This window comes from Streptomyces sp. NPDC059852, from assembly GCF_042731455.1.
Classification (GTDB): domain Bacteria; phylum Actinomycetota; class Actinomycetes; order Streptomycetales; family Streptomycetaceae; genus Streptomyces.
In genome coordinates, this window is record NZ_JBHWJK010000003.1 from 184,400 (window position 1) to 208,482 (window position 24,083).

Genomic DNA, 24,083 nt, shown 5'->3' on the forward strand with positions numbered 1-24,083 from the left:
AGGAAAGTTACCGCCGGTACGAATTAAGGTGCCCGAGTGACCGAGAAGCGTGAGTACCGCATGGAGGAGCTGGCCCGGCTGGCCGGCATCACGGTGCGCACCCTGCGCTTCTACCGCGAACGCAAGCTCATCCCCCCGCCCCGCCGCGAGGGCCGCATCGCCTGGTACGACGACCACCACCTGGCCCGCCTGCGCACCATCGCGGCCCTCCTGGAACGCGGCCACACCCTCACCGGCATCGCCGAACTCGCCGAGGCCCTCGACCACGGCCGCGACGTCGCCGACGTCCTCGGCGTCACCCCCACCGAGGAGGAGCCGGTCCGCCTCACCCCCGAGGAACTCGCCGCCCGCTTCGAGGGCCAGGTCACCCCCGAGAACCTCGCCGCCGCCCTCGACCTCGGCTACCTCGGCACCGACGGCGACGAGATCGTCCACATCAGCCGCCGCCTGCTCGACGTCTCCTCGGCCCTCGTCCGCGAGGGCATCCCCCTCGCCGAGGTCCTCGACGCGGGCCGCCGGGTCCGCGAACACGTGGACGCCATGGCCGACATGTTCGCCGACCTGGTCCTGCGCCACGCCGGCGAATCCGACCTCCCCCGCCTGCGCCCCCTGGCCCGCAGCGTCGTCGAGGCGGAACTCTCCCTGGCCCTGGACCGCCGGCTGCGCAAGCAGAGCTCCAGCGACACCTGACACATCCCTGGCGCCTCGATCCCTCTTTTCCCGGACATTCACTCCATCGAGGCCGAATCACGGAAACGGCGGACGGACACGGGTTCGCACTCCGAAGGTGGGAACGAAAGACCCCGGCGGCTGTCCTACCAGCCCCGGGGCGTGGCCGACACCGCTAGGAGTGCCGACATGGCCGAGCCTATCCCCCTGCCCATCTCACGCCCGTCACTTTCGGAACCCATCCCAGAGCGCCCGCGGGCAGTGGCCGTTCTCCGCCTGAGCAACCTCACCCGCGCGACCACCTCGCCCGGCCGCCAACGCGCGGTCATCCAAAGCTGCGCTGATCGGCTCGGCTACGCGCTGATCGCCGAAGCGGTGGACTTCAACGTCTCCGCCCGCACCACCACCCCCTTCGAACGACCCTCCCTAGCGACCTGGCTGCGCTCCCCTGACGACTACGACGCCGTCGTGTGGTCACACGTGGACCGGGCCACCCGATCCGTCGCCGACATGACGAAGTTGATCGCATGGGGACGTCAGAACGACCGAACCCTCGTCTTCGCCACACCTGACGAAAAGGGGCCGCTCGTGGTGAGTCCCGCGACGAACGACGCCACGATCCGCCGATGCCTCCGACTCGCCCGGATCGCCGAACAGGAAGCGAACACCCTGTCGGCGCGCCTCACGAGCAGCCACGAAGCCCTGCGCGCCGCCGGCCGCTACGGCGGCGGACTCGTGCCCTTCGGATACCGCAAGGCACCACACCCCTCCGGCATCGGATGGGCTCTGGCCCCCGACCTCGAAGCCGCCGCCATCGTGCACACGATCGTGGACGAGGTACGGTCCGGGCTCTCCCTCGTCGCCATCGCACGCAAGCTCAACGAGGCTTCGGTACCCGTACCTCGCGATCGCCACGCCCAACTCCAAGGTCGCCCCATGGGGGGCCGACGTCACGGGCGCCACTTCGAACGGTTCCGCTGGACGGCGGGCACACTCTGCAAGGTGCTGCGCAGCCCTTCCCTGATGGGCCATCGCGTGCACAACGGCCAGACCGTGGGCGACGCCGCCGGACTGCCGGTCATGATCGGCCTCCCCCTGCTGACAGCGGACGAGTTCCGCACCCTTCAGGACACGCTGCGCACCCGCTCCAACGGCTCACACCCCAAGAGCCGTCCGACCGCCCTGCTGACGGGCGTAGTCCACTGCGCGGCGTGTGGCGGGCGCATGTACTTCGCCGCGCGCAAGAACAAGCCGTACGGCGACTACGCGTGCCGTGCGACCGCACGCGGCGAGCTGTGTGCCTCACCCGCCGGGATGCGCTCGGACTGGCTCGAGGACTACACCGTCGACCACTACCTCCGGACCCTCGGCCCGACGGCTCCCGTCTCCCGCGCCGATCTCCTTCGCCACGGCGTCCGCGTCACAGTCTCCAAGAGGGCCCGCGATGAAGCGCTCGCAGGGCGGACCGGACCGGACACCTCTCGTCTGACCTTCACGGCGGCGGTGAGCCACGCGGACGCACAACCTCGCTGAGGTCTGCCGGGCATAGGCGCGGGCGCCCTTTCGGGCCGGCCCGCGCCCTCGCTCAGCTCTCGAACACCACGCTCACCGGAGCGTGGTCGGACCACCGCTCCTCATGGGTGGCGGCCCGCTCCACGTACGCCTTGACCGCCCGCCGGGCCAGCCCAGGAGTCGCGACGGCGAGGTCGATTCTCCATCCCGTGTCGTTATCGAATGCCCGTCCCCGGTACGACCACCACGAGTACGGGCCCTCCACGTCCGGGTGCAGGGCGCGGACCACGTCGACGTAGCCGCCCTCGGACGGGTCGAAGACGCGGGTGAGCCAGGCGCGTTCCTCGGGGAGGAAGCCGGAGCTCTTCTGGTTGCCCCGCCAGTTCTTCAGGTCGGCCTTGTCGTGCGCGATGTTCCAGTCGCCGCAGACCAGGACCTCGCGGCCGTCGGCGGCGGCGCGTTCGCGCAGGTCCTTCAGGTGGGCCAGGAACTCGGTCATGAAGCGGTACTTCTCGTCCTGCCGCTCGGTGCCGACCTCGCCGGAGGGGAGGTAGAGGGAGGCGATCGTCACACCCGGCAGATCGACCTCGGCGTAGCGGCCACTGGCGTCGAACTCGGTGGAGCCGAAGCCGACCCGCACCCGGTCGGGCTCGCGGCGTGTGTAGAGGGAGACCCCGGCGCGGCCCTTGGCGGCCGCGGGCGCGTGCAGGACGTGCCAGCCTTCGGGGGCGCGGACGGGCTCCGGAAGCTGCTGCGGCTCGGCCCGGACCTCCTGGAGGCACACCACGTCGGCATCGGTCGCGGCCAGCCACTCCACGAAGCCCTTCTTCGCGGCGGCCCGCAGTCCGTTCACATTCACAGAGGTCACAGTGAGCACCCCGGCACTTTACCGGCACACTGGACGCTGTCCGGTTCTGGAATGTCCCAATCTTGAATTGATATACGGTATTCAGCATGCATATTCGCCCGGTTCCCTTCGACCACCCCGACGCGGTCAAGCTCAACGACCAGGTCCAAGCCGAGTACGCCGTCCGCTACGGCGACGACGGTGACGCCACGCCGCTCGCGGCGGCCGACTTCGCGCCGCCGCGCGGCCTGTACCTGATCGCGTACGACGCGCTCGGCGTCCCGGTCGCCTCGGGCGGCTGGCGGTCGCAGGACGAGAACGGCGAGGGCAACCAGGACGGCGACGCCGAACTGAAGCGCATGTACGTGGTGGAGGACATGCGCGGACGCGGGATCGCGCGGCGCATCCTGGCGGCGCTGGAGGAGGACGCCCGGGCGGCGGGGCGCCGGCGGATGGTGCTGGAGACCGGGGCGAAGCAGCCGGAGGCGGTGGCCCTCTACACGTCGAGCGGCTACGAGCCCTGCGGGAAGTTCGGCTACTACCGCTTCCACGAACTGAGCCTCTGCTACGCCAAGGCGCTGTGAGCCCTGGCACACACGGCGGGTGACCGGGGGTCAGACCCCGGCGCCCGCCGCCTCGTCCGCCCCCGAGACATGTCAAAGCCCCGGTCGGGAGATCCCTACCGGGGCTTTGAGCTGCGTGGACCTGAGGGGATTTGAACCCCTGGCCCCCTCGATGCGAACGAGGTGCGCTACCGGACTGCGCCACAGGCCCTTGCAACGAGTGAAACTTTAGCACCCCGATCGGGGTGCTCGGAAATCCGTTGCCGGGTGGTCACTCGTTGGCCGCGCGCGGCCGGTCGCCGTCCTCGTACTGGTCGAACAGCGGGGTCCGGCCCCGCTCGCGGGCGCGGCGGGCGGACGCGGCCCGGCGGGCGTCGCTGCGCTCGCCGCCCTCGGCGCGGTCGTCCTCGGGAGCGGCGGGGGCGTCGGCGGCCAGGGCCTCGTGCTCGTGGCCGACGGCGCTGGAGCGGGCCGAGCTCCACGCGTCCGGTGCGCCGAGGTCGACGTCGGAGGTGGCGCGGGGGGCGACGGGCGCGGTCACGTACGTCGGCAGCGGGACGGGCACCGGGTCCCAGCTGTCGCCGTGTCCGGGACGCCGCTGGCGCTCGCGCTGCTGGTCGACCCACTCGGCGTGGTCGGTCTGCTCGACGAGGGCGCGACGGTCGGCGGCGAGCGCGGACAGGTCGGTGCCGGTGTCGGGTCCGGCCCCTTCGTCGGACTCGGCGGGGCCGGGTGCGGCGTCACTGGGTCCCCGGCGGCGGTTCTGGCGGGCGTGTTCGCGTACCCGCTGGGCGGCGGCCTCGGCGTGGCGCCGGTCCATCTGGTAGGCGAAGCGGCGCCGCTCCTGGGAGCGCAGGTAGGCGATGTACCCGCTGAGGAGGACGGCGGGGACGCCGGGTGCCCACAGGAAGGCGAGTCCGCCGACGGCGGCGACGATCGCGCCGAGGGTGAACGCCATGAAGAGGAGGACGGTGGTGCGCCGGCGGCGCGCGAGGACCTTCAGGCGCCGGGCCCGCGCTGCGGCCGCCTCCTCGGAGGGGGACCTCCGGGGGGCCGGTACGCGCTTGCGGGCCTGGGCCTCGGGCTCCCGGGGGGTGTCGCGGGTGGGGTCGGGGTGGGCCGGGTCCGGGCGTGCCGGTGCCTGGGCCGCCGCGCCCGCCTGGGTGTGCGGGCGGGTCGGGGGCACGGCGAAGGCCCGGACGTCCACCGACTCGGTGACGTCCGGGTCGTCCGCGCCGGGCTCCCCGTCGCCGGTGGAGCGGGCGCGCAGGTCCTTGGCGTACCGGCGCTCCATGCCCGCCCGTCCGGACAGCAACCGGATGGCCGTGCTGAAGCGTTCCGTCGGACGGGCCTCGTTCAGCTCGTCCTGCCTACGGAGCCACATCGGCACCAGGTAGGCGGCCCAGGCCCCGACGATGACTGCGTAGATGAGGCCGCTGCTGCTCACGCCTCACACGGTAGAGGGGTTTGCGTGAGGCCATCCGCCAATTGAGCCGGTGTGTCGCACGATCTGGCTGATATTTCGAACTTTTTTTGTGACCGATGCGATCAGCAGCCCACCGTGGGCGCGAATTTCACGCCCTCAGCCGGTCATCCACCGATCAATTTCGAACATATATTCAATTCCCGGGGTTACGCGGGATTCCCTCGTGTGTTCTGCGGCTTGGCGGGCGGGGTGGCCTGCGCACGGGTGCGGTGCCACCGCCCGAGCAGTCCGTCCGGGACCTCTTCCGCAGTGAGGGCGAAGACGAGGTGGTCGCGCCAGGCTCCGTCGATGTGCAGATAACGCGGGCGCAGTCCCTCTTCACGGAATCCGAGTTTCTCCACGACCCGGCGGCTGGGCCTGTTCTCGGGGCGAATGCAGACCTCGATGCGGTGCAGCCCGACGGTACGGAAACAGTGGTCCACGACGAGCGCGACGGCGGTCGGCATGACCCCGCGGCCCGCGACGGACTCGTCCACCCAGTAGCCGACGTGCCCCGAGCACATCGATCCCCAGGTGATCCCGGCGACCGTCAACTGCCCGACGAGGCGCCCCTGGTACTCGATGACGAACGGCAGCATGCGGCCCGCGTTCGCCTCGGACCGCAGATGCCGGACCATCTGGCGGTAGGTCGGCCGGTGCACGATCGGCCCGCTGGGCGTGGGCGGCGGGATGGTCGCCTCCCAGGGCCGCAGCCAGTCCCGGTTGCGCCGGTTGACCTCGCGCCAGACCCGCTGGTCGCGCATCTTTATCGGCCTGAGGACGACGTCGCCGTCCCTCAGTTCGACGGGCCAGGTTGGGCTGTTCAGCTCGCACCCCCACTGCTCGGTCCGGGGTGGTCGCCGCCGCGGAGCTGGTCGACGGCGTGGATCAGGAGGGGTTCCAGGACGGCGAGACCGTCCTTCACCCCGCCGCTGGAGCCGGGCAGGTTCACGATCAGCGTGCGCCCCGCGACCCCGGCCAGTCCCCGGGACAGGGCGGCGGTGGGCACCTTGTCCCGGCCGTACGCCCGCACGGCCTCCGCGATGCCGGGGACCTCGCGGTCGATCACCGCCCGGGTCGCCTCGGGGGTGCGGTCCGTGGGCGAGATGCCGGTGCCTCCGGTGGTGACGATCAGGTCGTACCCGGCCTCGACGCCGGCGCGCAGCGCCGCCTCGACCGGATCGCCGTCGGGCACGACCTGCGGGCCCTCGACGGTGAACCCGAAGCGCTTCAGGCCGTCGGCGATCAGTGGTCCGCCCCGGTCCTCGTAGACCCCGGCGGCGGCCCGGTTGGACGCGGTGACCACGAGAGCGCGATACGTCATGGCCGGCTCCAGTCGCCCGACTTCCCGCCTGTCTTCTGCTCCACCCGTACGTCCGTGATGACCGCTCCCTTGTCGACCGCCTTGACCATGTCGATCACGGTGAGCGCGGCGACGGTGACCGCGGTCAGCGCCTCCATCTCGACGCCCGTGCGGTCCGTGGTCCGCACGGTGGCCACGATCTCCACGGCGTCGTCCGCGACCGACAGGTCCAGTTTCACACCGGAGAGCGCGAGCGGGTGGCACAGCGGGATCAGGTCGGGGGTGCGCTTGGCGCCCATGATCCCCGCGATCCGGGCGGTGGCGAGGGCGTCGCCCTTGGGCATCCCCTCGCCCCGCAGCAGTTCGACCACGCGCGGCGAGACCAGGACGCGTCCGGCGGCGCGTGCCGTGCGTGCGGTGACGTCCTTCGCGGAGACGTCGACCATCCGGGCGGCGCCGGCCTCGTCGAGGTGCGTGAGGTGGTCCTGCGGGGGTGGGTTCTGCGTGCTCATGCTGGTGTGGCGCTCCCGGTCCGGGCCCGTCGCGGTGCGGCGCACGGGCCTGCTGTGCGCGACACGGTACCGCCAACCAGGGACGGTCAGCCGAGCAGGACCACCTCGACCTCACCGCCCGGTTCGACGCTCTCGGCGTCCTCGGGGACGACGATCAGCGCGTCGGCCTGCGCGAGGGCGGCGACCAGATGGGAGCCGGCGCCTCCGACGGGCCGGACCTCTCCGTCGGCGTAGGTGCCGCGCAGGAACTGCCGGCGCCCCTTGGGTGAGGTGAGCGCCTGGTCGGCGGCGAGGGTGGCCCGGGTGCGCGGCCGGTGGACGTCGGTCAGCCCCATCAGGGTGCGGATCGCGGGGCGCACGAACAGCTCGAAGGAGACGTACGACGACACCGGGTTGCCCGGCAGGGCGAGCAGCGGGGTGTGGTCGGGGCCGATCGAGCCGAAGCCCTGCGGCTTGCCGGGCTGCATGGCGAGCTTGCGGAACTCGACGCCGCTGCCGGGCTCGTCCTCGTCGCCGACGTGCGCCAGCGCCTCCTTGACGACGTCGTACGCGCCGACGCTGACGCCTCCGGTGGTGACCATGAGGTCGGCGCGCACGAGCTGGTCCTCGATGGTGTCGCGCAGCGTCTCGGCGTCGTCGGCGACGGCTCCGACGCGGTAGGCGATGGCTCCGGCGTCGCGGGCGGCGGCCGTGAGGGCGAAGCTGTTGGAGTCGTAGATCTGGCCCGTGCCGAGGGGTTCGTCGGGCTGGACGAGTTCGCTGCCGGTGGACATGACGACGACCCGGGGGCGGGGCCGCACCCGGACGGTGCCGCGGCCGATGGCGGCGAGCAGGGCGATCTGCGGCGGGCCGAGGATGGTGCCGGCGCGCAGGGCGCGGTCGCCGGCCTGGACGTCGCTGCCCGCGGCGCGGACGTGCGCGCGGGCCTCGGCGGGCCGGTGGATCTGCACGGTGCCGGTGGCGCCCTCGGGGGCCTGGCTGCGGGCGCGCATCCCGCTGACGGGGCCCTCGCCGAGCCCTCCGTCGGTCCACTCCACGGGGACGACGGTCTCGGCGCCGGGCGGCAGCGGGGCGCCGGTCATGATGCGGACGGCCTGGCCGGGGCCGACGTGGAGCAGTTCGGCCTGGCCCGCCGCGGCGTCCCCGACGACCTCCAGGACGGCCGGGAACTCCTCGCTCGCGCCCGCGACGTCCGCGACCCGCACCGCGTACCCGTCCATGGAGCTGTTGTCGAACGGCGGCAGGGAGACCGGCACCGTGACGTCGTCGACCAGGACGCAGCCCTGGGCGTCGAGGAGCTGCAGCTCGATGGGTTCGAGGGGGCGGACGGTGGCGAGGATGTCCTGAAGGTGTTCGTCCACGGACCAGAGCTGGTCGTGGCCGGCGGGACGGGGCGCGGCGGTGCTCAACTCGCTACATCTCCTCGGCTACGTAACTGCGGAGCCAGGTCCGGAAGTCCGGGCCCAGGTCCTCACGTTCGCATGCGAGTCGGACAATGGCACGCAGGTAGTCGCCGCGGTCGCCGGTGTCATAGCGGCGGCCCTTGAAGACGACGCCGTGCACGGGTCCGCCGACCTTCTCGTCCGCGGCCAACTGCTGGAGGGCGTCGGTCAGCTGGATCTCGCCGCCGCGGCCGGGCTCGGTCTTGCGGAGTATGTCGAAGATGTGCGGGTCGAGGACGTAGCGGCCGATGATGGCGTAGTTCGACGGGGCGTCGGCGGCGGCCGGCTTCTCGACGAGGTCGTGGACCTTGACGACGTCGCCGTCCTCGGTGGGGTCGACGGCGGCGCAGCCGTAGAGGTGGATCTGCTCGGGCTCGACCTCCATGAGCGCGATGACGCTGCCGCCGCGCTGCTCCTGGACCTCGACCATCCGCTGGAGCAGCAGGTCGCGGGGGTCGATCAGGTCGTCGCCGAGGAGGACGGCGAAGGGCTCGTGGCCGACGTGCGGGGCGGCGCAGAGCACGGCGTGACCGAGGCCCTTGGGGTCGCCCTGGCGTACGTAGTGCATGGTGGCCAGGTCGCTGGACTCCTGGACCTTGGCGAGCCGTTCGGCGTCGCCCTTCTTCTGCAGGGCGGACTCGAGTTCGTAGTTGCGGTCGAAGTGGTCCTCGAGCGGCCGCTTGTTGCGGCCGGTGATCATGAGGACGTCGTCGAGGCCCGCGGAGACGGCCTCTTCGACCACATACTGGATCGCGGGCTTGTCGACGACCGGCAGCATCTCCTTGGGAGTGGCTTTGGTGGCCGGCAGGAAGCGGGTTCCGAGACCCGCTGCGGGGATGACAGCCTTGCTGATCCGAGGGTGGGACTGAGTCATGCCGGACACCTTATCCGGAGCCTTGGTATGGAATCTGAGGCTCCGGTTATTTGGCTCTCATATGAGCACATTGGGAAGGGTACGGGAGCGAGCTTTGACTCACTTCGGACAGGGCACCGAGTCTGCCAAACGGACGTTGCGGCGAGAGCTCCTCGCGGTAAGGGGCAGGTTGACGGCGGATGACGTGCGGGAATCGGCTCAGGCGCTGGCCCGGCGCGCGCTGGAGCTGCCCGAGCTCGCGCGGGCCGGCACCGTGGCCGCGTACGTGTCCGTGGGAAGCGAACCCGGCACCCTCGCGCTGCTCGACGCGCTGCGCGCGCGGGGCGCGCGCGTCCTGCTGCCCGCCCTGCTCCCCGACAACGACCTGGACTGGGGCGTCTACACCGGCCGGGACGACCTCGTCCGCGTCCAACACGGCGGGAGGATGGCGCTCTTGGAACCCGCCGCCCCGCACCTCGGCCCGGACGCCGTGACCGAGGCCGACGTGGTGCTGCTGCCCGGCCTCGCCGTCGACGTGCGCGGGATGCGCCTCGGCCGCGGCGGCGGCTCGTACGACCGGGTCCTCGCGCGGCTGGAGAGCGCGGGCGTCCATCCGGCGCTGGTGGTGCTGCTGTACGACGCGGAGGTCGTCGGGCGGGTCCCCGAGGAGCCGCACGACCGTCCGGTGGACGCGGTGGTGACACCGTCCGGGGTGCGCCGCCTCCCGGGGTCCTGACCGGCACCCCCACACGCGGACGGGCCCTCCACGCGCGCGTGGAGGGCCCGTCCGTGTCACCGGCGGGTCAGGGCCGCAGCACCAGGGTGTCGCTGGTGGCCTTGTCGACCGCCTGCTTCGAGAAGGACCAGTCGAGCAGCTCGCCGTCGGCCCACTTGTCCGTCTGGTCGGTGTAGTGGGAGTGGTAGGCGTGCCCGGAGGCGCCGGTGAGGTTGATCCACTTCGACTTGTCCAGGTCGCCGAGGTTGACGACCATCCGCATCGACGGCACCCACACGACCCCGTAGCCGCCGGCCGCGTTCCAGCCGCTCGCGTTGACCGTGGCCTCGCCGCCGCTGAGCTTCCAGGGGCCGCGGTTCAGGGCGTACTGAAGGAAGCCCGGGCCCTCGGTGCCGAGGGTCTGGTTCTTCAGGAACAGGCGGTGCAGCCGGCCCCAGCTCCAGGTGTCGATGTCCTTGCCGAGCTTGGCGGTCAGCTCCCAGCGGGCGTCGACCATGGCCCGCGCGAACAGGTCGTCGCGGTTGCGGTCGGCTCCGACGCGGGGGCCCGCGTCCGGCGTCGTCCACCAGTCGCTGTCCGGGTCGTCCATGAGGTTGCGTACGACCTCGAACCAGCGGTCGCCGCCGTCCGGCTGCGCCTGGTCGGCGTCACGCTCGCCGCACTCGCGGACCTTCTGCACCTCGTCGGCGGGGCCGGTGGTGTTGACCGGGTCGACGTACAGGCACTGGCCCTTGACCCGCAGCTCCTTGGGCAGCTTGTTGCCGAAGGCCAGCTTGAGGATGTTGCGCCACACCGAGTTGAAGTAGGCGGCTGCCGCCGAGTCGGCGTCCTGGGTGTAGTCCCAGCCCTCGAGCAGCTCCTGCGCCTCACGGACGTCCGGGTCCGCTATGTCGATCTTCAGGAGCTGGGGCACCAGCAGCTTGGCCATCTCGCTGCTGTTGTCGAGCTGCATCTGCCGCATGTCGTCGGTGGAGATCTTGCCGCCGCCGTCGATCTTCGACTGGATCAGGTCGTTGATGCGCTGGCTGCGCGCGCCGTAGCCCCAGTCCGTGGTGAGCGTGTAGGGGTACGCCTTGTCGACGACGGCCTGGTTGGCGGTGACGATGTAGCCGCGCTTCGGGTTGTACTCGTACGGCAGTTCGTCCTGGCCGATGTAGCCGGTCCAGCGGGACCGGGGGTCCCAGCCGGGCGCCGGCACCGAGCCGTCGTAGCCCTTCGCGCGCGTGGGGATCTTGCCGGGCAGCGTGTAGCCGATGTTGTCCTCGCGGTCCGCGTAGATCAGGTTCTGCGAGGGGACGTCGAACAGGGCGGCCGCGGAGCGGAAGTCCTTCCAGTTCTTCGCCTTGTCCATGGCGAAGACGGCGTCCATGGTGGTGCCCGCGTCCAGCGCGGTCCAGCGCAGCGAGATGCCGTAGCCGTCGCCCCGGTCGGGGGCCGCGGTGTCCACGGTGGCCTTCTTGCCGACCTTGACGAGCTCGGAGCTGCGGTCGGACAGCAGCGGGCCGTTCTTCGTGGCGCGGACGACGATCTTCTTCGATTCGCCGCCGGCGACCTTGATGGTCTCCTGGCGGGTGGTGAAGGGCACCGTCTTGCCGCCGTACAGGTAGCCGTCGCCGGACAGCTTCTCCAGGTACAGGTCGGTGACGTCGACGCCGGAGTTGGTCATGCCCCAGGCGATGTCCTGGTTGTGGCCGATGACCACGCCCGGCATGCCCGCGAAGGTGTAGCCCGCCACGTCGTACTGGCAGGAGGCGGAGACCGCGCGGCAGTGCAGGCCCATCTGGTACCAGACGGACGGCAACGAGGCCGACAGATGCGGGTCGTTCGCCAGCAGCGGCTTGCCGGTGATGGTGTGCTTGCCGCCGACCACCCAGGAGTTGGAGCCGATGCCGTTGCCGTTCACGCCGACGGCGGTGGGCAGCCCGTCCAGGACGTCCTGGAGGCCGGCCAGCTGGCTCTGCAGGCCCGTGGTGCCGGACGACCCGGAGGTGCCGGCCGTGCCGCCCGCGGTGCCGGTGGCGCCGCCCGTGGTGTCCTCCGGCCCGTACGTCCCGGTGACCTCGTCGTAGCGGCCGGTCCGCACGATCGGCTTGTTCCGGCTGTACGGGTACTGCGGGTACAGCTCGGCGATCTGCTTGGGGCCGAGGCGGCTGGTCATCAGGGCGCGGTCGATCTCGTCCTGCATGTTGCCGCGCAGGTCCCAGGCCATCGCCTTCAGCCAGGCGATCGAGTCGACCGGCGTCCACTGCTCGGGCGCGTAGTCGTTGGTGAACCCGAGGGCCGCGTACTCCAGGGAGATCTCGGCGCCGTCCTTGCCCGCCAGGTAGGCGTTGACGCCCTTGGCGTACGCCTGGAGGTACTTCTTCGTGGCGGGCGACAGCTTGGTGTCGTACTCCTGCTTGGCGATCCGGTCCCAGCCCAGGGTGCGCAGGAACTCGTCGTTGTCGACCTGCCCCTTGCCGAACATCTCCGACAGGCGCCCGGAGGTCATGTGCCGGCGGACGTCCATCTCCCAGAACCGGTCCTGCGCCTGCACGAAGCCCTGCGCCATGAACAGGTCCTCGTCGGAAGAGGCGTAGATCTGCGGGACGCCGTAGCCGTCCCGCTTGACGTCGACCGGCCCGGACAGGCCGTCGAGCGTGATCGAGCCCTTCGTCTGCGGGAACGACGCGCGGACGGTGCTGATGGACCAGTAGGCACCGCCGGTGACACCCGCGATGACGGCCAGCACCAGGACCAGGACGAGCAGACGCGCTCTGCGCCCCTTCTTCCTGCCGGACTTGCCGGGCTGCTGACCCGTGGAGGCGGTGGTGTTCGGGGGCATCGCTGTCCTTGCTGTCCTAACGCGAGCGGCAGACGGTCCTGGAGTGCTGGAGCAACCATAGGCGCAGGGCCCGGTCGGACTTGACGCGGAGTGGGCAACCCGAGCGGACGGACGTTCGATCATGCCCCCATGAGCGTCAAGAAATCGTCAAGAGTTAGGTAAGGTAATGAAGTAGTTGGGTGCGGAGCACCGCCACTTCGTGTCCTATGTTCATGAGCCCCCGCGCACGTACACGTGGGCCAGGGAAGGGAACGGCCGCTGACTGTCCACGACCTCAACCAGCTTCTGCTCGTCTGCTCGCTCGTGCTGCTCAGCGCCGTCGCGGCGGTCCGCATCTCCTCGCGCAGCGGTCTCCCCAGCCTGCTCGTCTACCTGGGCATCGGCGTCCTCATGGGCCAGGACGGCATCGGCATCCGCTTCGACGACGCCGAGCTCACCCAGGTCATCGGCTACGCCGCCCTGGTCGTGATCCTGGCCGAGGGCGGACTCGGCACGAAGTGGAAAGAGGTCAAGCCCGTCCTGCCCGCCGCCTCCGCGCTCGCGCTGGCCGGCGTCACCGTCAGCGTCGGCGTCACCGCGTCGGCGGCGCACTACCTGGTCGGACTGGACTGGCAGCAGGCGCTGATCATCGGGGCCGTGGTCTCCTCGACCGACGCCGCCGCCGTGTTCTCCGTACTGCGCCGCATCCCGCTGCCCTCCCGTATCACCGGCACGCTGGAGGCCGAGTCCGGCTTCAACGACGCCCCCGTGGTCATCCTCGTCGTCGCCTTCTCCCACCGCGGTCCCATCGAGCACTGGTACGTGCTGCTGGGCGAGATAGCGCTGGAACTGGCGATCGGCGCCGCCATCGGCCTCGCGGTCGGCATGCTCGGCGCCTGGGGTCTGCGGCATGTCGCGTTGCCCGCCTCCGGCCTCTACCCGATCGCCGTCATGGCCATCGCCGTCACCGCCTACGCGGCCGGCGCCATGGCCCACGGCAGCGGATTCCTCGCCGTCTACCTCGCCTCGATGGTGATGGGCAACGCGCGCCTGCCGCACTGGCCGGCCACCCGCGGCTTCGCCGAAGGGCTCGGCTGGATCGCCCAGATCGGCATGTTCGTCCTGCTCGGGCTGCTGGTCACCCCGCACGAACTGGGCGACGACATCATGCCCGCCCTGATCATCGGCCTCGCGCTGACCATGCTGGCGCGCCCGCTCAGCGTCGTCGTCTGCCTGACCCCGTTCCGGGTGCCCTGGCGGGAGCAGGCCCTGATGTCCTGGGCCGGTCTGCGCGGCGCCGTGCCCATCATCCTCGCGACGATCCCCGTGGTGAGCGGCGTCGAGGGCAGCCAGCGTGTCTTCAACATCGTCTTCGTGCTGGTCGTCGTCTACACCCTGATCCAGGGGCCGACCCTGCCCTGGCTCGGCCGCAAGCTGAACCTCGGCGAGGGACCGGAGGCCGCCGACCTCGGCATCGAGTCGGCACCCCTGGAGCGGCTGGGCGGGCACCTGCTGTCGTTCGTGATCCCCGAGGGGTCCAGAATGCACAACGTCGAGGTCGCCGAGCTGCGCCTGCCGCCCGGCGCCGCCGTCACCCTCGTCGTCCGCGACGGAAGATCGTTCGTCCCGCAGCCGACGACCGTGCTGCGGCACGGCGACGAACTCCTCGCCGTCGCCACCGACCCGGTGCGCGACGCGGCCGAGCGCCGGCTGCGCGCCGTGAGCGCCGGCGGCAAGCTGGCCGGCTGGCTGGGGACGGACGGGCTGCGCCGCTCCTGAGTCGCGTCCGGCCCGTTCCGGGGATGCGCAGGCAGGGGGCCGGGACGTGCTGGCTTTCACAGGGGCACGGGGTGAACGCCCTGTACAATGCAGGTGACCCAGATCGAACCAACTCTGCCTGACGCAGAGCTGGCGCGACCGTATGGCGGCCGGGACGCCCCTCCTCATCGTGGGCGCCGGTATCTACCGCAGTTCCGCGCAAGAGGACAGCTCTCGGCGCCGCCCCCATCCGGGGGTGCCGCGCTACCAGGCGGCAGAAAGGCACGGGCCGTGGCATCCACGGTCACCGGAGAGCCGTCGAAGGACTCGGCCTCCACCCGCCCGGGATACGGGCAGCTGCTGCGCACCCGCGGCGCCTGGACGTTCCTGCTCCCCGGCTTCGCGGCACGCCAGCCGTTCGCGATGCTCACCATCTCCATCGTGCTGCTGGTCCAGCACACCACCGGCTCCTACGGCGCGGCGGGCGCCGCCGCGGCCGTCACCGGCGTCTCCATGGCGGTGTTCGCGCCCTACAGCGGCCGGCTCGCCGACCGCTACGGACAGCGCGCCGTGCTCGTCCCCGGCGTCCTCGTGCACGCCGTGTCCGGACTGACCCTGACCGCTCTCGCCCTCGCCCACGCGCCGCTGTGGGCCCTGTTCGCCGCGGCCGTGCCCACCGGCGCCTCGGTGCCGCAGGTCGGGCCCATGGTGCGGGCCCGCTGGGGCGTGAAGCTCCAGGACTCGCCCCTGATGACGACGGCCGCCGCCTTCGAGTCCGTCACCGACGAACTGACCTTCGTCGTCGGGCCGCTGCTGGCCACCGCCCTGTGCACGGCCGTCGACCCGGCCGCCGGCCTGGTCACCGAGGCCACGCTCACCCTGGTGGGCGGCCTGCTGTTCGCCGCGCAGCGGGGCACCCAGCCGGCCGTCACCGGAGGCGGGCACACGCGTGTGGAGCACGGTTCGGCGCTGCGCGTCCCCGGGGTGCGCGTGCTGATCGTGACCTTCCTCGGCATCGGTTCGGTCTTCGGCGGCATGCAGGTCTCCCTGGCCGCCTTCACCGAGTCGATCGGCCGCCCCGGCCTGAACGGCGTCCTGTACGGCACCTTCGCCGCGGGCAACATGCTCGCCGGCCTCGTCTGCGGCGCCATCGCCTGGAAGGTCGCGCCGCAGCGCCGCCTCCTCGTCGGGTACGCCGCGCTCGCGCTGGCCGCGTCCGGGCTGTGGGCCGCGCACTCGGTCCTCGTGCTGGCCGCCCTGGGCCTGCTGGTCGGCATGTGCATCGCGCCGTCCCTGATCACCGGCTACACGCTCGTCGAGAGCCTGGTCCCGGCCGGGGCCCGCACCGAGGCGTTCACCTGGCTGACCGGCGCCGTCGCGCTCGGCCAGGCCGCCGCCGTCACGGTCGCCGGACAGCTGGAGGACCGCCTGTGGGGCGGGGCCGGTTTCCTGGTGCCGATGGGCGGCACACTGCTGGCCCTGGTCACCCTCGTCGCCCTGCGCTCACGGCTCTCGGCGCGGGCCGCCGGCCGCACGGTCGCGCGTGGCGTGGGTCACCGCGTGCCGGTGGCAGTGGACTGAGAGGCCGGAATACGTCACTATGGATCGTCGTTAGCACTCATCGAGTGAGAGTGCCAGGAGGAAGACAGTGCCGACCTACCAGTACCAGTGCACCGAGTGCGGCGAGGGCCTCGAGGCGGTGCAGAAGTTCACCGACGACGCCCTGACCGAGTGCCCCAACTGCCAGGGCCGCCTCAAGAAGGTGTTCTCGGCGGTCGGCATCGTCTTCAAGGGCTCCGGCTTCTACCGCAACGACAGCCGCGGCTCCTCGTCGAGCAGCTCGCCGGCGTCGACGAAGTCGTCGTCCTCCACGTCGTCCGACTCCTCGTCGTCGACGTCGTCCTCCTCGTCCTCCTCGGACAAGAAGGCGTCGAGCAGCGGCACCTCGTCCAGCAGCTCCGCCGCGTAGCGCGGACCACTTCTTACGGGACCCTGTCGTCGTACGGCGGCGGGGTCCTCGGCGTGTCCGGGGGCCGTCGGGGGCGGTTAGGGTGCGGACATGGCGAACAAGGTGAACGCCGAGCTCGGCGTGATCGGCGGCTCCGGTTTCTACTCCTTCCTCGACGACGTGACCGAGGTCCAGGTCGACACCCCGTACGGACCGCCCAGCGACTCCCTCTTCCTCGGCGAGATCGCCGGCCGGCGGGTCGCCTTCCTCCCCCGGCACGGCCGCGGCCACCATCTGCCGCCGCACCGCATCAACTACCGCGCCAACCTGTGGGCGCTGCGCTCCGTCGGTGTGCGCCAGGTGCTCGGTCCGTGCGCGGTGGGCGGTCTGCGGCCCGAGTACGGCCCCGGCACGCTGCTCGTGCCGGACCAGCTGGTCGACCGCACCAAGTCCCGGGTCGCCACCTACTTCGACGGGCTGCCGCGCCCCGACGGCACCGTGCCCAACGTGGTGCACGTGTCGCTGGCCGACCCCTACTGCCCCACCGGCCGCGCCGCCGCGCTGAAGGCCGCGCGCGGACGGGACTGGGAGCCGGTGGACGGCGGCACCCTGGTCGTCGTCGAGGGGCCGCGTTTCTCCACCCGCGCCGAATCACTGTGGCACCAGGCGCAGGGCTGGTCCGTGGTCGGCATGACGGGCCACCCGGAGGCCGCGCTCGCCCGTGAGCTGGAGCTCTGCTACACCTCGATGACCCTGGTCACCGACCTGGACGCGGGCGCGGAGGCCGGCGAGGGCGTCTCCCACGACGAGGTGCTGCGCGTGTTCGCGGCGAACGTCGACCGGCTGCGCGGAGTTCTCTTCGACGCGGTGGCGGCCCTGCCGTCGAACGGCGAACGGGACTGCCTGTGCGCCGGGGCGCTGGGCGGGATGGATCCGGGGTTCGCGCTGCCGTAGGGGGCCTGAGCAGGGGGCGGAACGCCTCCTTCGGGGGGCCGGGTTTTCCACAGGTCGTGGGCTGTCCACGGGCTTCGGCGGGCGGCGGCGGAATACCGGATGGTGGCTTCGCAAGCCGTTCCGTCCGGTCCGTCCGGTCCGTCCGCACCGTTCCCGCTGGTGGTGATCCCGTGTCCGTCGCTCCCCCTGCCCCCCGATCCCCCTCCTCCCCTTCCTCCCCGTCCTTCTCCTCCCGCTCTTCTTTCTCCTCCCGCTCCTCGTCGCAGCGCTCCGCGCTGCCGCCGGGGCCCGACGCTCCGGCCACCCGTGAGGTGCCGTACTTCGAGCCGGTGCGGGTCCGCGGCTCGGGCGCCCGGCTGCGCCGGCTCGTACGGCACCGGCGGCGGGCCGTCGCGGCCGGGCTGGCCATGACCGCGGCCGCCCTGGTGGCGGCGGGACCGCGCGAGGCCAGCGACGGAGCGCGCGGGCATCCGGCGCAGGGCCCGGCGCGACCGCACCCGGTCGCCGAGCGGGTGTCGGCGCCGGTGCGGATCGCCGACGCGGCCACCGTGCGGCTGCTGCGCCCCGGCGACCGGGTCGACGTGATCGCCGCCGAGGAGAACGGGCCCGGCGGGGACGCCGAGGTGGTCGCGCTCGGGGCGCGGGTGACGGAGGTACCGGAGCCGCTGGACGCCGCCGGGGAGAGCGGGGCGCTGGTGGTGCTGTCCGTGCCGCGTCCCACGGCCGCCCGGCTGGCGGGCGCGAGCGCCACGGCACGGCTGGCGGTGACGCTGTGCTGAGCCCGGTCAAGCGTCGGAGCGGGTCCCGTCCCCCCGAAGAGGAGGCCGATTGGACAGAATGGCCGAACGCTGACGTAGGTTGCGGAGCGATCCGTTCCCCAAGTCGCGTGCCCGAGGAGTGCCCCCCAAGTGAGCGAGAACAAGGAACCGAGCGTCTGGCAGGGCTTCAAGACCTTCCTGATGCGCGGGAACGTCGTCGACCTGGCGGTCGCGGTGGTCATCGGCGCGGCCTTCACCAACATCGTGAACGCGGTGGTGAAGGGCATCATCAACCCGCTGGTCGGCGCGATCGGCACGAAGAACCTCGATCACTACAGCTCGTGCCTGACCGGCTCCTGCAAGGGCGACGAGGGCATCCAGATCCTGTGGGGCTCCGTCCTCGGCGCCGGCCTCAGCTTCGTGATCACCGCGGCCGTCGTCTACTTCCTGATGGTCCTGCCCATGTCGAAGTACCTGGCCCGGGTGGAGGCCCGCCGCAAGGCGAAGGAGGGCACGCAGGAGGTCCTCGAGGTGACCGAGCTGGAGGTGCTGAAGGAGATCCGCGACGCGCTGATCGCGCAGCGCGGATCGGGCCACGACCAGCGATAGCGCGGCGGCGCCCGGGCGGCGCGGCCCCGGTTCGCGGGCCTCAGATGTGGTGCGGCGGCTTCTCGTCGAGGAAGCGCTTGAGGTCGGCCGCGCTGTCCCCGGCCGGCCGGTCGCCCCACCCGCGGTCCGTGTCGTCCGTGGACTGCTGGTCCAGCGGGTCGTCGAAGATCAGCGCGGGCTTCGGCTCGCGCGGCTCGGAGGCGGGGGTGCTGCTCATGACTCCAGGGTACGGCCCCGCCGTCGCGGGCCCACGGCCCCGGCGGCGGGGGCGTTCGTCCGGGCCGATGGTGAAGTCCTGCGGGGGCTTGTGCGCGGGTCGTGCGCCGCGGACGCGTATCCGCGCCCCATCTGCTGTGCTTGACCCCATGACGACCAGTTCGAATCCCGCGCCGGACTCCCGCCGCCCGCCACGACCCGGGCGGCCGCTGCGCCGGCTCTCGGCCCGGGGCCGTGGTGAGGCACACCGGGTCGCCACCCCGCTGGAGCTCTTCTTCGACCTGTGTTTCGTCGTGGCCATCGCCCAGGCGGGCGTCCAGCTGGTCCACGCGGTCGCCGAGGGGCACGCCGGTGAAGGCATCCTCGACTACGCGATGGTGTTCTTCGCCATCTGGTGGGCGTGGATGAACTTCACGTGGTTCGCGTCGGCCTACGACAACGACGACGTGCTGTACCGGATCGTCACGCTGATCCAGATCTCCGGCGTGCTGGTCCTGGCCGCCGGGGTGTCCGAGACGTTCCAGGACCACGACTACGCGGCGGTGCTCGTCGGGTACCTCATCATGCGGCTCGCCCTCGTCTGGCAGTGGCTGCGGGTGGCCAGGTCGAGCTCAGGTCCCGAGCGGATGATGGCCCTGCGGTACGCCGGCGGTGTGCTGCTCTGCCAGATCGGCTGGGTGGGTCTGGTGGTGCTGCCCGAGGACGCCCGGGGCTGGTGGTTCCTCGTCATGGTCGTGCTGGAGCTGTGCGTCCCGGCGTACGCGGAGAGGATCCATCCGACGTCGTGGCATCCGCACCACATCGCCGAGCGGTACGGGCTGCTCACCATCATCGTGCTGGGCGAGACCATCGCGGCGGCCACGGTCGCCGTGAAGACCGGCATCGACGAGAACGACGCGCTGGGCGAGCTGCTGCCCATCGCGGCGGGCGGCCTGCTGATCATCTTCTCCGCGTGGTGGATCTACTTCGTGGTCCCGATCCACGGGCATCTGCGCTCCAACCGGCAGTCCTTCCTGTGGGGTTACGGCCATTACGTGGTGTTCGCGTCGGCGGCGGCGATCGGCGCGGGCCTGGAGGTGGCGGTCGAGCAGACCCTCCACGAGGCGCACATCTCGACGCTGGCCGCGACGGCGGCGGTGACCCTGCCGACGGCGCTCTATCTGCTCACCGTGTGGGCGCTGCACGCGCGGCACTTCAAGGTGGGCATCGCCCAGCAGCTGGTGCTGCCGACGACGGCCCTGCTGGTCATCTGCTGCACGTTCCTGCACGACTGGGAGGTGTTCGCGGCGGGGCTGGTGTCGGCGGTGGGCGTGGCCGTCGGCGAGACCCTGACGGCCCGCGGAACGGCCCGCCCGCGCGCGACGGCGACACGGGAGCCGGCCGCCTGACGGTCCCGGCGCGGCGGGCCGGGCCTGGACGACACTGGGCGCATGACAGTTGACGCTCTGACGGATGTCTCCGGACTGCGGGTGGGCCACGCGACGCGCACCGGGGACGGCTGGCTCACCGGCACGACGGTCGTCCTCGCCCCGGAGGGCGGGGCGGTGGCCGCCGTGGACGTGCGCGGCGGTGGTCCCGGCACGAAGGAGACCGACGCCCTGGACCCGCGCAACGTGGTGCGGAAGGTCGAGGCGATCGTCCTGACCGGGGGCAGCGCGTACGGGCTGGACGCGGCGACCGGGGTGATGGCGTGGCTGGAGGAGCACCGGCGCGGTGTGCGGGTCGGGCCGGATCCGGCGCACGTCGTGCCGGTGGTGCCCGCGGCCTGTGTCTTCGACCTGGGGCGCGGCGGCGACTTCCGGGCGCGGCCGGACGCCGGCACCGGGCGCGCGGCCGTGGAGGCCGCGGCGGCGAGCGAGGCCGGGGCCCCGGTGCCGGAAGGCTGCGTGGGCGCCGGGACCGGTGCCACCGTGGGGCCGGTCAAGGGCGGGGTCGGGACCGCGAGCACCGTCCTCGACTCGGGGATCACGGTGGCCGCGCTGGTCGTGGCCAACGCGGCGGGGTCGGTGGTGGAGCCCGGGACCGGCGCCCTGTACGGGGAGTTGCTGCGCGGCCGGGTGGACCTCCCGGACGCCGGTGTGCACGAGGCCGCGCGCCGACGGCTCGCCGAGCTCGCGGAGACCAACGCGCCGCCGCCGCTGAACACCACGCTCGCGGTGGTGGCCACCGACGCCGACCTGTCGAAGGCGCAGGCGCAGAAGCTGGCCGGCACCGCCCACGACGGCATCGCACGGGCCGTGCGGCCGGTGCACCTGCTCAACGACGGGGACACGGTGTTCGCCCTCGCCACGGGTGACCGCCCCCTCGATCCCGAGCACCCGCTCGCTCTCAACGACCTCCTCGCGGCGGCCGCGGACACGGTGACCCGGGCGATCGTCCGGGCCGTCCGCGCGGCCGAGTCGGTGACGGGCCCGGGCGGAGTGTGGCCGTCGTACAGGGAGTTGTACGGGCGCTAGGTGGAGGCGCCGCGCCTCCCCTTCGAATGGCCACATCGCGCTCACGATTGTCGCGGTTCTGTCACGTGATGGCGTTCACGGCGCACAGGGGGAACCCGGTTCCGAGCGGTGGCCTCTTCCACCCTGATACGGAACGGAACCAAACAGAACTCGCGAACGCCGAAAGAGGGAGCAGATCGTGACAACGCCGGACATGACAGCGCGACGCACAGTGGGGGCCTGTGCCGCCCTGGTGATCGGCGCCCTGACCCTCACGGCCTGCGGTGGCGGCGACGGCGGCAGCGGGGCCGGCGGCGACGGCAAGGGCGGCAAGGGGTCGTCCACGGCGTCCGCGGCGAAGATCGTGATCTCGGCGAAGGACGGTTCCACGGGGGCGTCCATCAACACGACCGGTGTGCGGGTCAGCGGGGGCAAGCTGACGGCCGTACGGATGAAGGACGCGAAGACCGGGCGGGACGTGCCGGGGTCGCTGTCCTCCGACGGGACCGGCTGGCACCCCGGCAAGCAGCTGGAGCGCGGCACCAGGTACGAGATAACGGCCACCGCGAAGGACGCGGACGGCCGGGGCGCCACCGCCGACTCGACCTTCACCACGGTCACCGCCGCCGACAGCTTCATCGGCACCTACACCCCCGACAACGGCACCACGGTCGGGGTGGGGATGCCCGTGTCGTTCACCTTCGACAAGGCGATCAGCGACCGGAAGGCCGTGCAGTCGCACATCACCGTCACCTCCAGCAGCGGGCAGAAGGTGGTCGGGCACTGGTTCGGCCAGAAGCGCCTGGACTTCCGGCCCGAGGACTACTGGAAGGCCGGTTCCAAGGTCACGATGAAGATAGACCTGGACGGCGTCGAGGGCGCCGACGGCGTGGTCGGCGTGCAGAAGAAGACCGTCGCCTTCACGATCGGCCGCTCGCAGGTGTCGACGGTCGACGTGAACACCCAGACCATGACGGTCGTCCGGGACGGCAGCACGATCAAGTCGGTGCCGATCTCGGCGGGCAGCTCGGAGTTCTCCACCTACAACGGGCAGATGGTGATCTCCGAGAAGTTCAAGCAGCTCCACATGGACAGCCGGACGGTCAACCTGGCCGACGCGTACGACATCAAGGACGTGCCGCACGCGATGCGGCTGACCCGGTCGGGCACCTTCATCCACGGCAACTACTGGTACAACCAGGGCAACCCGCCGTTCGGCCGCCAGGGCACCAGCCACGGCTGCGTCGGCCTGCGGGACGTGAAGGGCGGCCAGGGGGACACCCCGTCCAAGTGGTTCTACGACAACTCGATGCTCGGGGACGTGGTGATCGTCAAGAACTCCCCCGACAAGAACGTGACGCCGGACAACGGCCTCAACGGCTGGAACATGCCGTGGAGCGAGTGGACCGCGGGCAGCGCCGCCTGATCGGCCCGCCCCGCCCTGAACCGCACGTCGGACAGGGTTTCTTGACGGTTCGACGGGCCGCGCGGGAACTTCTCGCGCGGTCCGCGCGTTTCACCGGACGTACGTTTTCTCGGTTCCCGGACATGATGTCCGACCGAGGGGCTACGGTATGCACCCACAAGGTGACATGCAGCAACGCCGGGAGAAACCTTGAGCGTTCCGTACGAGACCACAGCGTACGAACCACCCGAGTCGCCGGAGTCTCCGGAGGAGCACCTCGCGCGACTCCTCGGCCGTGCCCTGAACTCCTTCGAGCTGCCCGACGAGACCCTGCGGCGCCTGGACTGCGCGCTCGCCCACGACAGTTCGCTGCACTCCGCGCACCACAGCGCGGGGCTGCACCGCGAGACGTACCGGCACACCTGGCTGCTCGCCGACGGCTCGGCGCTCACTCTGTGGGAGCTCGTGCACAACACCGCGCGTGGCGGCGCCCCGCAGAACGAGGTGTACGTGGACGAGGAGGAGCTGCGTGCCGCGACCGAGCGGCTTCCGCTGCCCCCGGACGCACCCGACTTCGAGCTGCCGGTGACCGTGCAGCTGACGCCGTCGGCGGCGCCCCGGCGCGGATATGTGCCGGAGGACTCGGCGGACCACGCGCGGCGGCTGCTGCGCCGCGCGGAGAACGCGGACCGGCCGGGCCGTGAGACCGCCGCCCTGCTGGCCACGGCGTGCGGGCACCGGATCATGCAGGCGTTCGGGCGCCCCTGGCGGTCGGCGCGCGCGGGCCTGAGCTTCTCGCTCTACGAGCACGCGTTCCTGCTGCGGGACGGGGCGGAGGTCTCGCTGTGGGAGGTCGAGCACACGGCGACGCCGGACGGGCGGCACATGTGCGAGGTGTACGTCAGCGAGGAGGCGGCGCGGGCCGCGATGCGGCGGCGGGCGGCGCAGGTCTCCTGAGAAACCCGCGGGCAGCCCACGGCGCGCTCAGCGGCCGGTGTTGAGCCGGTGGACCAGGCCGGCGAAGGCATCGCGTTCCGCCGGGGTGAGTTCGACGGCCTCCCGGTCGGGGGCGGTCTGCCGCTGCTGCGGAAGCCCTGCGAGCGGCTGGTCGGGGGCCCACCGCGGGTTCACGGGTCGGTAGCGGCGCAGCAGGCGTACGAGGCCCGTCACCCACAGCACGGCCGCCAGGGCGAGGACGACGGGACCCAGGAGCTGGAGGATCGAGACGTGCTCAGGCATGCCTCCCAGTAGACACCACGGTCCGGGCCGTATGACCCGGACCGTGACGTATCTCG

The 24,083-nt window shown here is 71.7% G+C and carries 24 protein-coding genes and 1 tRNA gene; 14 read left to right on the forward strand and 11 right to left on the reverse strand.

Features of this window, described 5'->3' with window-relative positions; genetic code table 11:
• Nucleotides 1-36: 36 nt before the first annotated feature.
• Entirely contained in the window at nt 37-690 is a 654-nt protein-coding gene (locus ACFV46_RS05180) for a MerR family transcriptional regulator (RefSeq protein WP_361923345.1), read from the forward strand.
• A gap of 168 nt (nt 691-858) precedes the next feature.
• A complete protein-coding gene (locus tag ACFV46_RS05185) occupies nt 859-2,202 on the forward strand; it encodes a recombinase family protein (protein WP_385497049.1) in 1,344 nt (447 codons plus the stop codon).
• A 52-nt stretch (nt 2,203-2,254) separates the two neighbouring features.
• Here the strand turns inward: ACFV46_RS05185 and xth are convergent, their stop codons facing one another.
• Complete coding sequence (gene xth / locus ACFV46_RS05190; RefSeq protein WP_385497050.1) at nt 2,255-3,058, reverse strand: exodeoxyribonuclease III; 804 nt, start codon at nt 3,056-3,058, stop codon at nt 2,255-2,257.
• A 77-nt stretch (nt 3,059-3,135) separates the two neighbouring features.
• Here xth and ACFV46_RS05195 point away from each other — a divergent pair, with 77 nt between their 5' ends.
• Nucleotides 3,136-3,612 (forward strand): GNAT family N-acetyltransferase, encoded by a 477-nt coding sequence (locus tag ACFV46_RS05195; protein ID WP_361923336.1) that lies wholly within the window; start codon nt 3,136-3,138, stop codon nt 3,610-3,612.
• A gap of 116 nt (nt 3,613-3,728) precedes the next feature.
• Here ACFV46_RS05195 and ACFV46_RS05200 read toward each other — a convergent pair.
• The 7 genes from ACFV46_RS05200 to galU form a co-directional block, all read right to left on the reverse strand.
• Nucleotides 3,729-3,802, reverse strand: a tRNA-Ala gene (locus tag ACFV46_RS05200).
• A 60-nt stretch (nt 3,803-3,862) separates the two neighbouring features.
• Complete coding sequence (gene glpR / locus ACFV46_RS05205) at nt 3,863-5,038, reverse strand: gephyrin-like molybdotransferase receptor GlpR (protein ID WP_385497051.1); 1,176 nt, start codon at nt 5,036-5,038, stop codon at nt 3,863-3,865.
• Nucleotides 5,039-5,223: 185 nt separating this feature from the next.
• Complete coding sequence (locus tag ACFV46_RS05210) at nt 5,224-5,820, reverse strand: GNAT family N-acetyltransferase (RefSeq protein WP_385497052.1); 597 nt, start codon at nt 5,818-5,820, stop codon at nt 5,224-5,226.
• A gap of 59 nt (nt 5,821-5,879) precedes the next feature.
• Entirely contained in the window at nt 5,880-6,380 is a 501-nt protein-coding gene (locus ACFV46_RS05215) for a molybdenum cofactor biosynthesis protein B (protein ID WP_385497053.1), read from the reverse strand.
• A complete protein-coding gene (gene moaC / locus ACFV46_RS05220) occupies nt 6,377-6,871 on the reverse strand; it encodes a cyclic pyranopterin monophosphate synthase MoaC (RefSeq protein WP_376727206.1) in 495 nt (164 codons plus the stop codon). Before moaC ends, ACFV46_RS05215 begins: the two co-directional genes overlap by 4 nt.
• Nucleotides 6,872-6,957: 86 nt before the next feature.
• Entirely contained in the window at nt 6,958-8,280 is a 1,323-nt protein-coding gene (gene glp / locus ACFV46_RS05225; RefSeq protein WP_385497054.1) for a gephyrin-like molybdotransferase Glp, read from the reverse strand.
• Between the two features lie 4 nt (nt 8,281-8,284).
• Entirely contained in the window at nt 8,285-9,187 is a 903-nt protein-coding gene (galU, locus tag ACFV46_RS05230; RefSeq protein ID WP_283292733.1) for a UTP--glucose-1-phosphate uridylyltransferase GalU, read from the reverse strand.
• A 61-nt stretch (nt 9,188-9,248) separates the two neighbouring features.
• Here galU and ACFV46_RS05235 point away from each other — a divergent pair, with 61 nt between their 5' ends.
• Nucleotides 9,249-9,902 (forward strand): 5-formyltetrahydrofolate cyclo-ligase, encoded by a 654-nt coding sequence (locus ACFV46_RS05235; RefSeq protein ID WP_385497055.1) that lies wholly within the window; start codon nt 9,249-9,251, stop codon nt 9,900-9,902.
• Nucleotides 9,903-9,969: 67 nt separating this feature from the next.
• Here the strand turns inward: ACFV46_RS05235 and ACFV46_RS05240 are convergent, their stop codons facing one another.
• Entirely contained in the window at nt 9,970-12,726 is a 2,757-nt protein-coding gene (locus ACFV46_RS05240) for a penicillin acylase family protein (RefSeq protein WP_385497056.1), read from the reverse strand.
• Between the two features lie 234 nt (nt 12,727-12,960).
• Here ACFV46_RS05240 and ACFV46_RS05245 point away from each other — a divergent pair, with 234 nt between their 5' ends.
• The 6 genes from ACFV46_RS05245 to mscL all read left to right on the forward strand — a co-directional run bounded on the left by ACFV46_RS05245 (nt 12,961) and on the right by mscL (nt 18,732).
• Nucleotides 12,961-14,484, forward strand: coding sequence for a potassium/proton antiporter (locus tag ACFV46_RS05245; protein ID WP_361923316.1), 1,524 nt, complete (start codon nt 12,961-12,963; stop codon nt 14,482-14,484).
• A 270-nt stretch (nt 14,485-14,754) separates the two neighbouring features.
• A complete protein-coding gene (locus ACFV46_RS05250) occupies nt 14,755-16,044 on the forward strand; it encodes an MFS transporter (protein WP_376727202.1) in 1,290 nt (429 codons plus the stop codon).
• A gap of 67 nt (nt 16,045-16,111) precedes the next feature.
• Nucleotides 16,112-16,432 (forward strand): FmdB family zinc ribbon protein, encoded by a 321-nt coding sequence (locus tag ACFV46_RS05255; RefSeq protein WP_361923311.1) that lies wholly within the window; start codon nt 16,112-16,114, stop codon nt 16,430-16,432.
• A 90-nt stretch (nt 16,433-16,522) separates the two neighbouring features.
• Nucleotides 16,523-17,365, forward strand: coding sequence for an S-methyl-5'-thioadenosine phosphorylase (locus tag ACFV46_RS05260; protein WP_385497057.1), 843 nt, complete (start codon nt 16,523-16,525; stop codon nt 17,363-17,365).
• Nucleotides 17,366-17,535: 170 nt separating this feature from the next.
• Entirely contained in the window at nt 17,536-18,144 is a 609-nt protein-coding gene (locus ACFV46_RS05265; RefSeq protein WP_385497058.1) for a hypothetical protein, read from the forward strand.
• A 129-nt stretch (nt 18,145-18,273) separates the two neighbouring features.
• Nucleotides 18,274-18,732, forward strand: coding sequence for a large conductance mechanosensitive channel protein MscL (gene mscL / locus ACFV46_RS05270; RefSeq protein WP_376727200.1), 459 nt, complete (start codon nt 18,274-18,276; stop codon nt 18,730-18,732).
• Nucleotides 18,733-18,772: 40 nt separating this feature from the next.
• Here mscL and ACFV46_RS05275 read toward each other — a convergent pair whose 3' ends face one another.
• Nucleotides 18,773-18,949 (reverse strand): hypothetical protein, encoded by a 177-nt coding sequence (locus ACFV46_RS05275; protein WP_151784485.1) that lies wholly within the window; start codon nt 18,947-18,949, stop codon nt 18,773-18,775.
• Between the two features lie 148 nt (nt 18,950-19,097).
• Between ACFV46_RS05275 and ACFV46_RS05280 the strand changes: the two genes are divergently transcribed.
• The 4 genes from ACFV46_RS05280 (at nt 19,098) to ACFV46_RS05295 (ending at nt 23,745) form a co-directional block, all read left to right on the forward strand.
• On the forward strand, nt 19,098-20,336 hold the full coding sequence (locus ACFV46_RS05280; protein ID WP_385497059.1) for a low temperature requirement protein A: 1,239 nt from the start codon (nt 19,098-19,100) through the stop codon (nt 20,334-20,336).
• A gap of 42 nt (nt 20,337-20,378) precedes the next feature.
• Complete coding sequence (locus ACFV46_RS05285; protein ID WP_376727197.1) at nt 20,379-21,404, forward strand: P1 family peptidase; 1,026 nt, start codon at nt 20,379-20,381, stop codon at nt 21,402-21,404.
• Between the two features lie 178 nt (nt 21,405-21,582).
• A complete protein-coding gene (locus ACFV46_RS05290; RefSeq protein WP_385497061.1) occupies nt 21,583-22,809 on the forward strand; it encodes an Ig-like domain-containing protein in 1,227 nt (408 codons plus the stop codon).
• 189 nt (nt 22,810-22,998) lie between these two features.
• Nucleotides 22,999-23,745 carry a DUF6227 family protein gene (locus tag ACFV46_RS05295; protein ID WP_385497062.1) on the forward strand — a complete coding sequence of 249 codons (747 nt, stop codon included), beginning with the start codon at nt 22,999-23,001 and terminating at the stop codon, nt 23,743-23,745.
• A 27-nt stretch (nt 23,746-23,772) separates the two neighbouring features.
• On the opposite strand, the gene ACFV46_RS05300 is transcribed toward ACFV46_RS05295, so the two are convergent.
• A complete protein-coding gene (locus ACFV46_RS05300) occupies nt 23,773-24,027 on the reverse strand; it encodes a hypothetical protein (protein WP_361923287.1) in 255 nt (84 codons plus the stop codon).
• Nucleotides 24,028-24,083 lie beyond the last annotated feature (56 nt).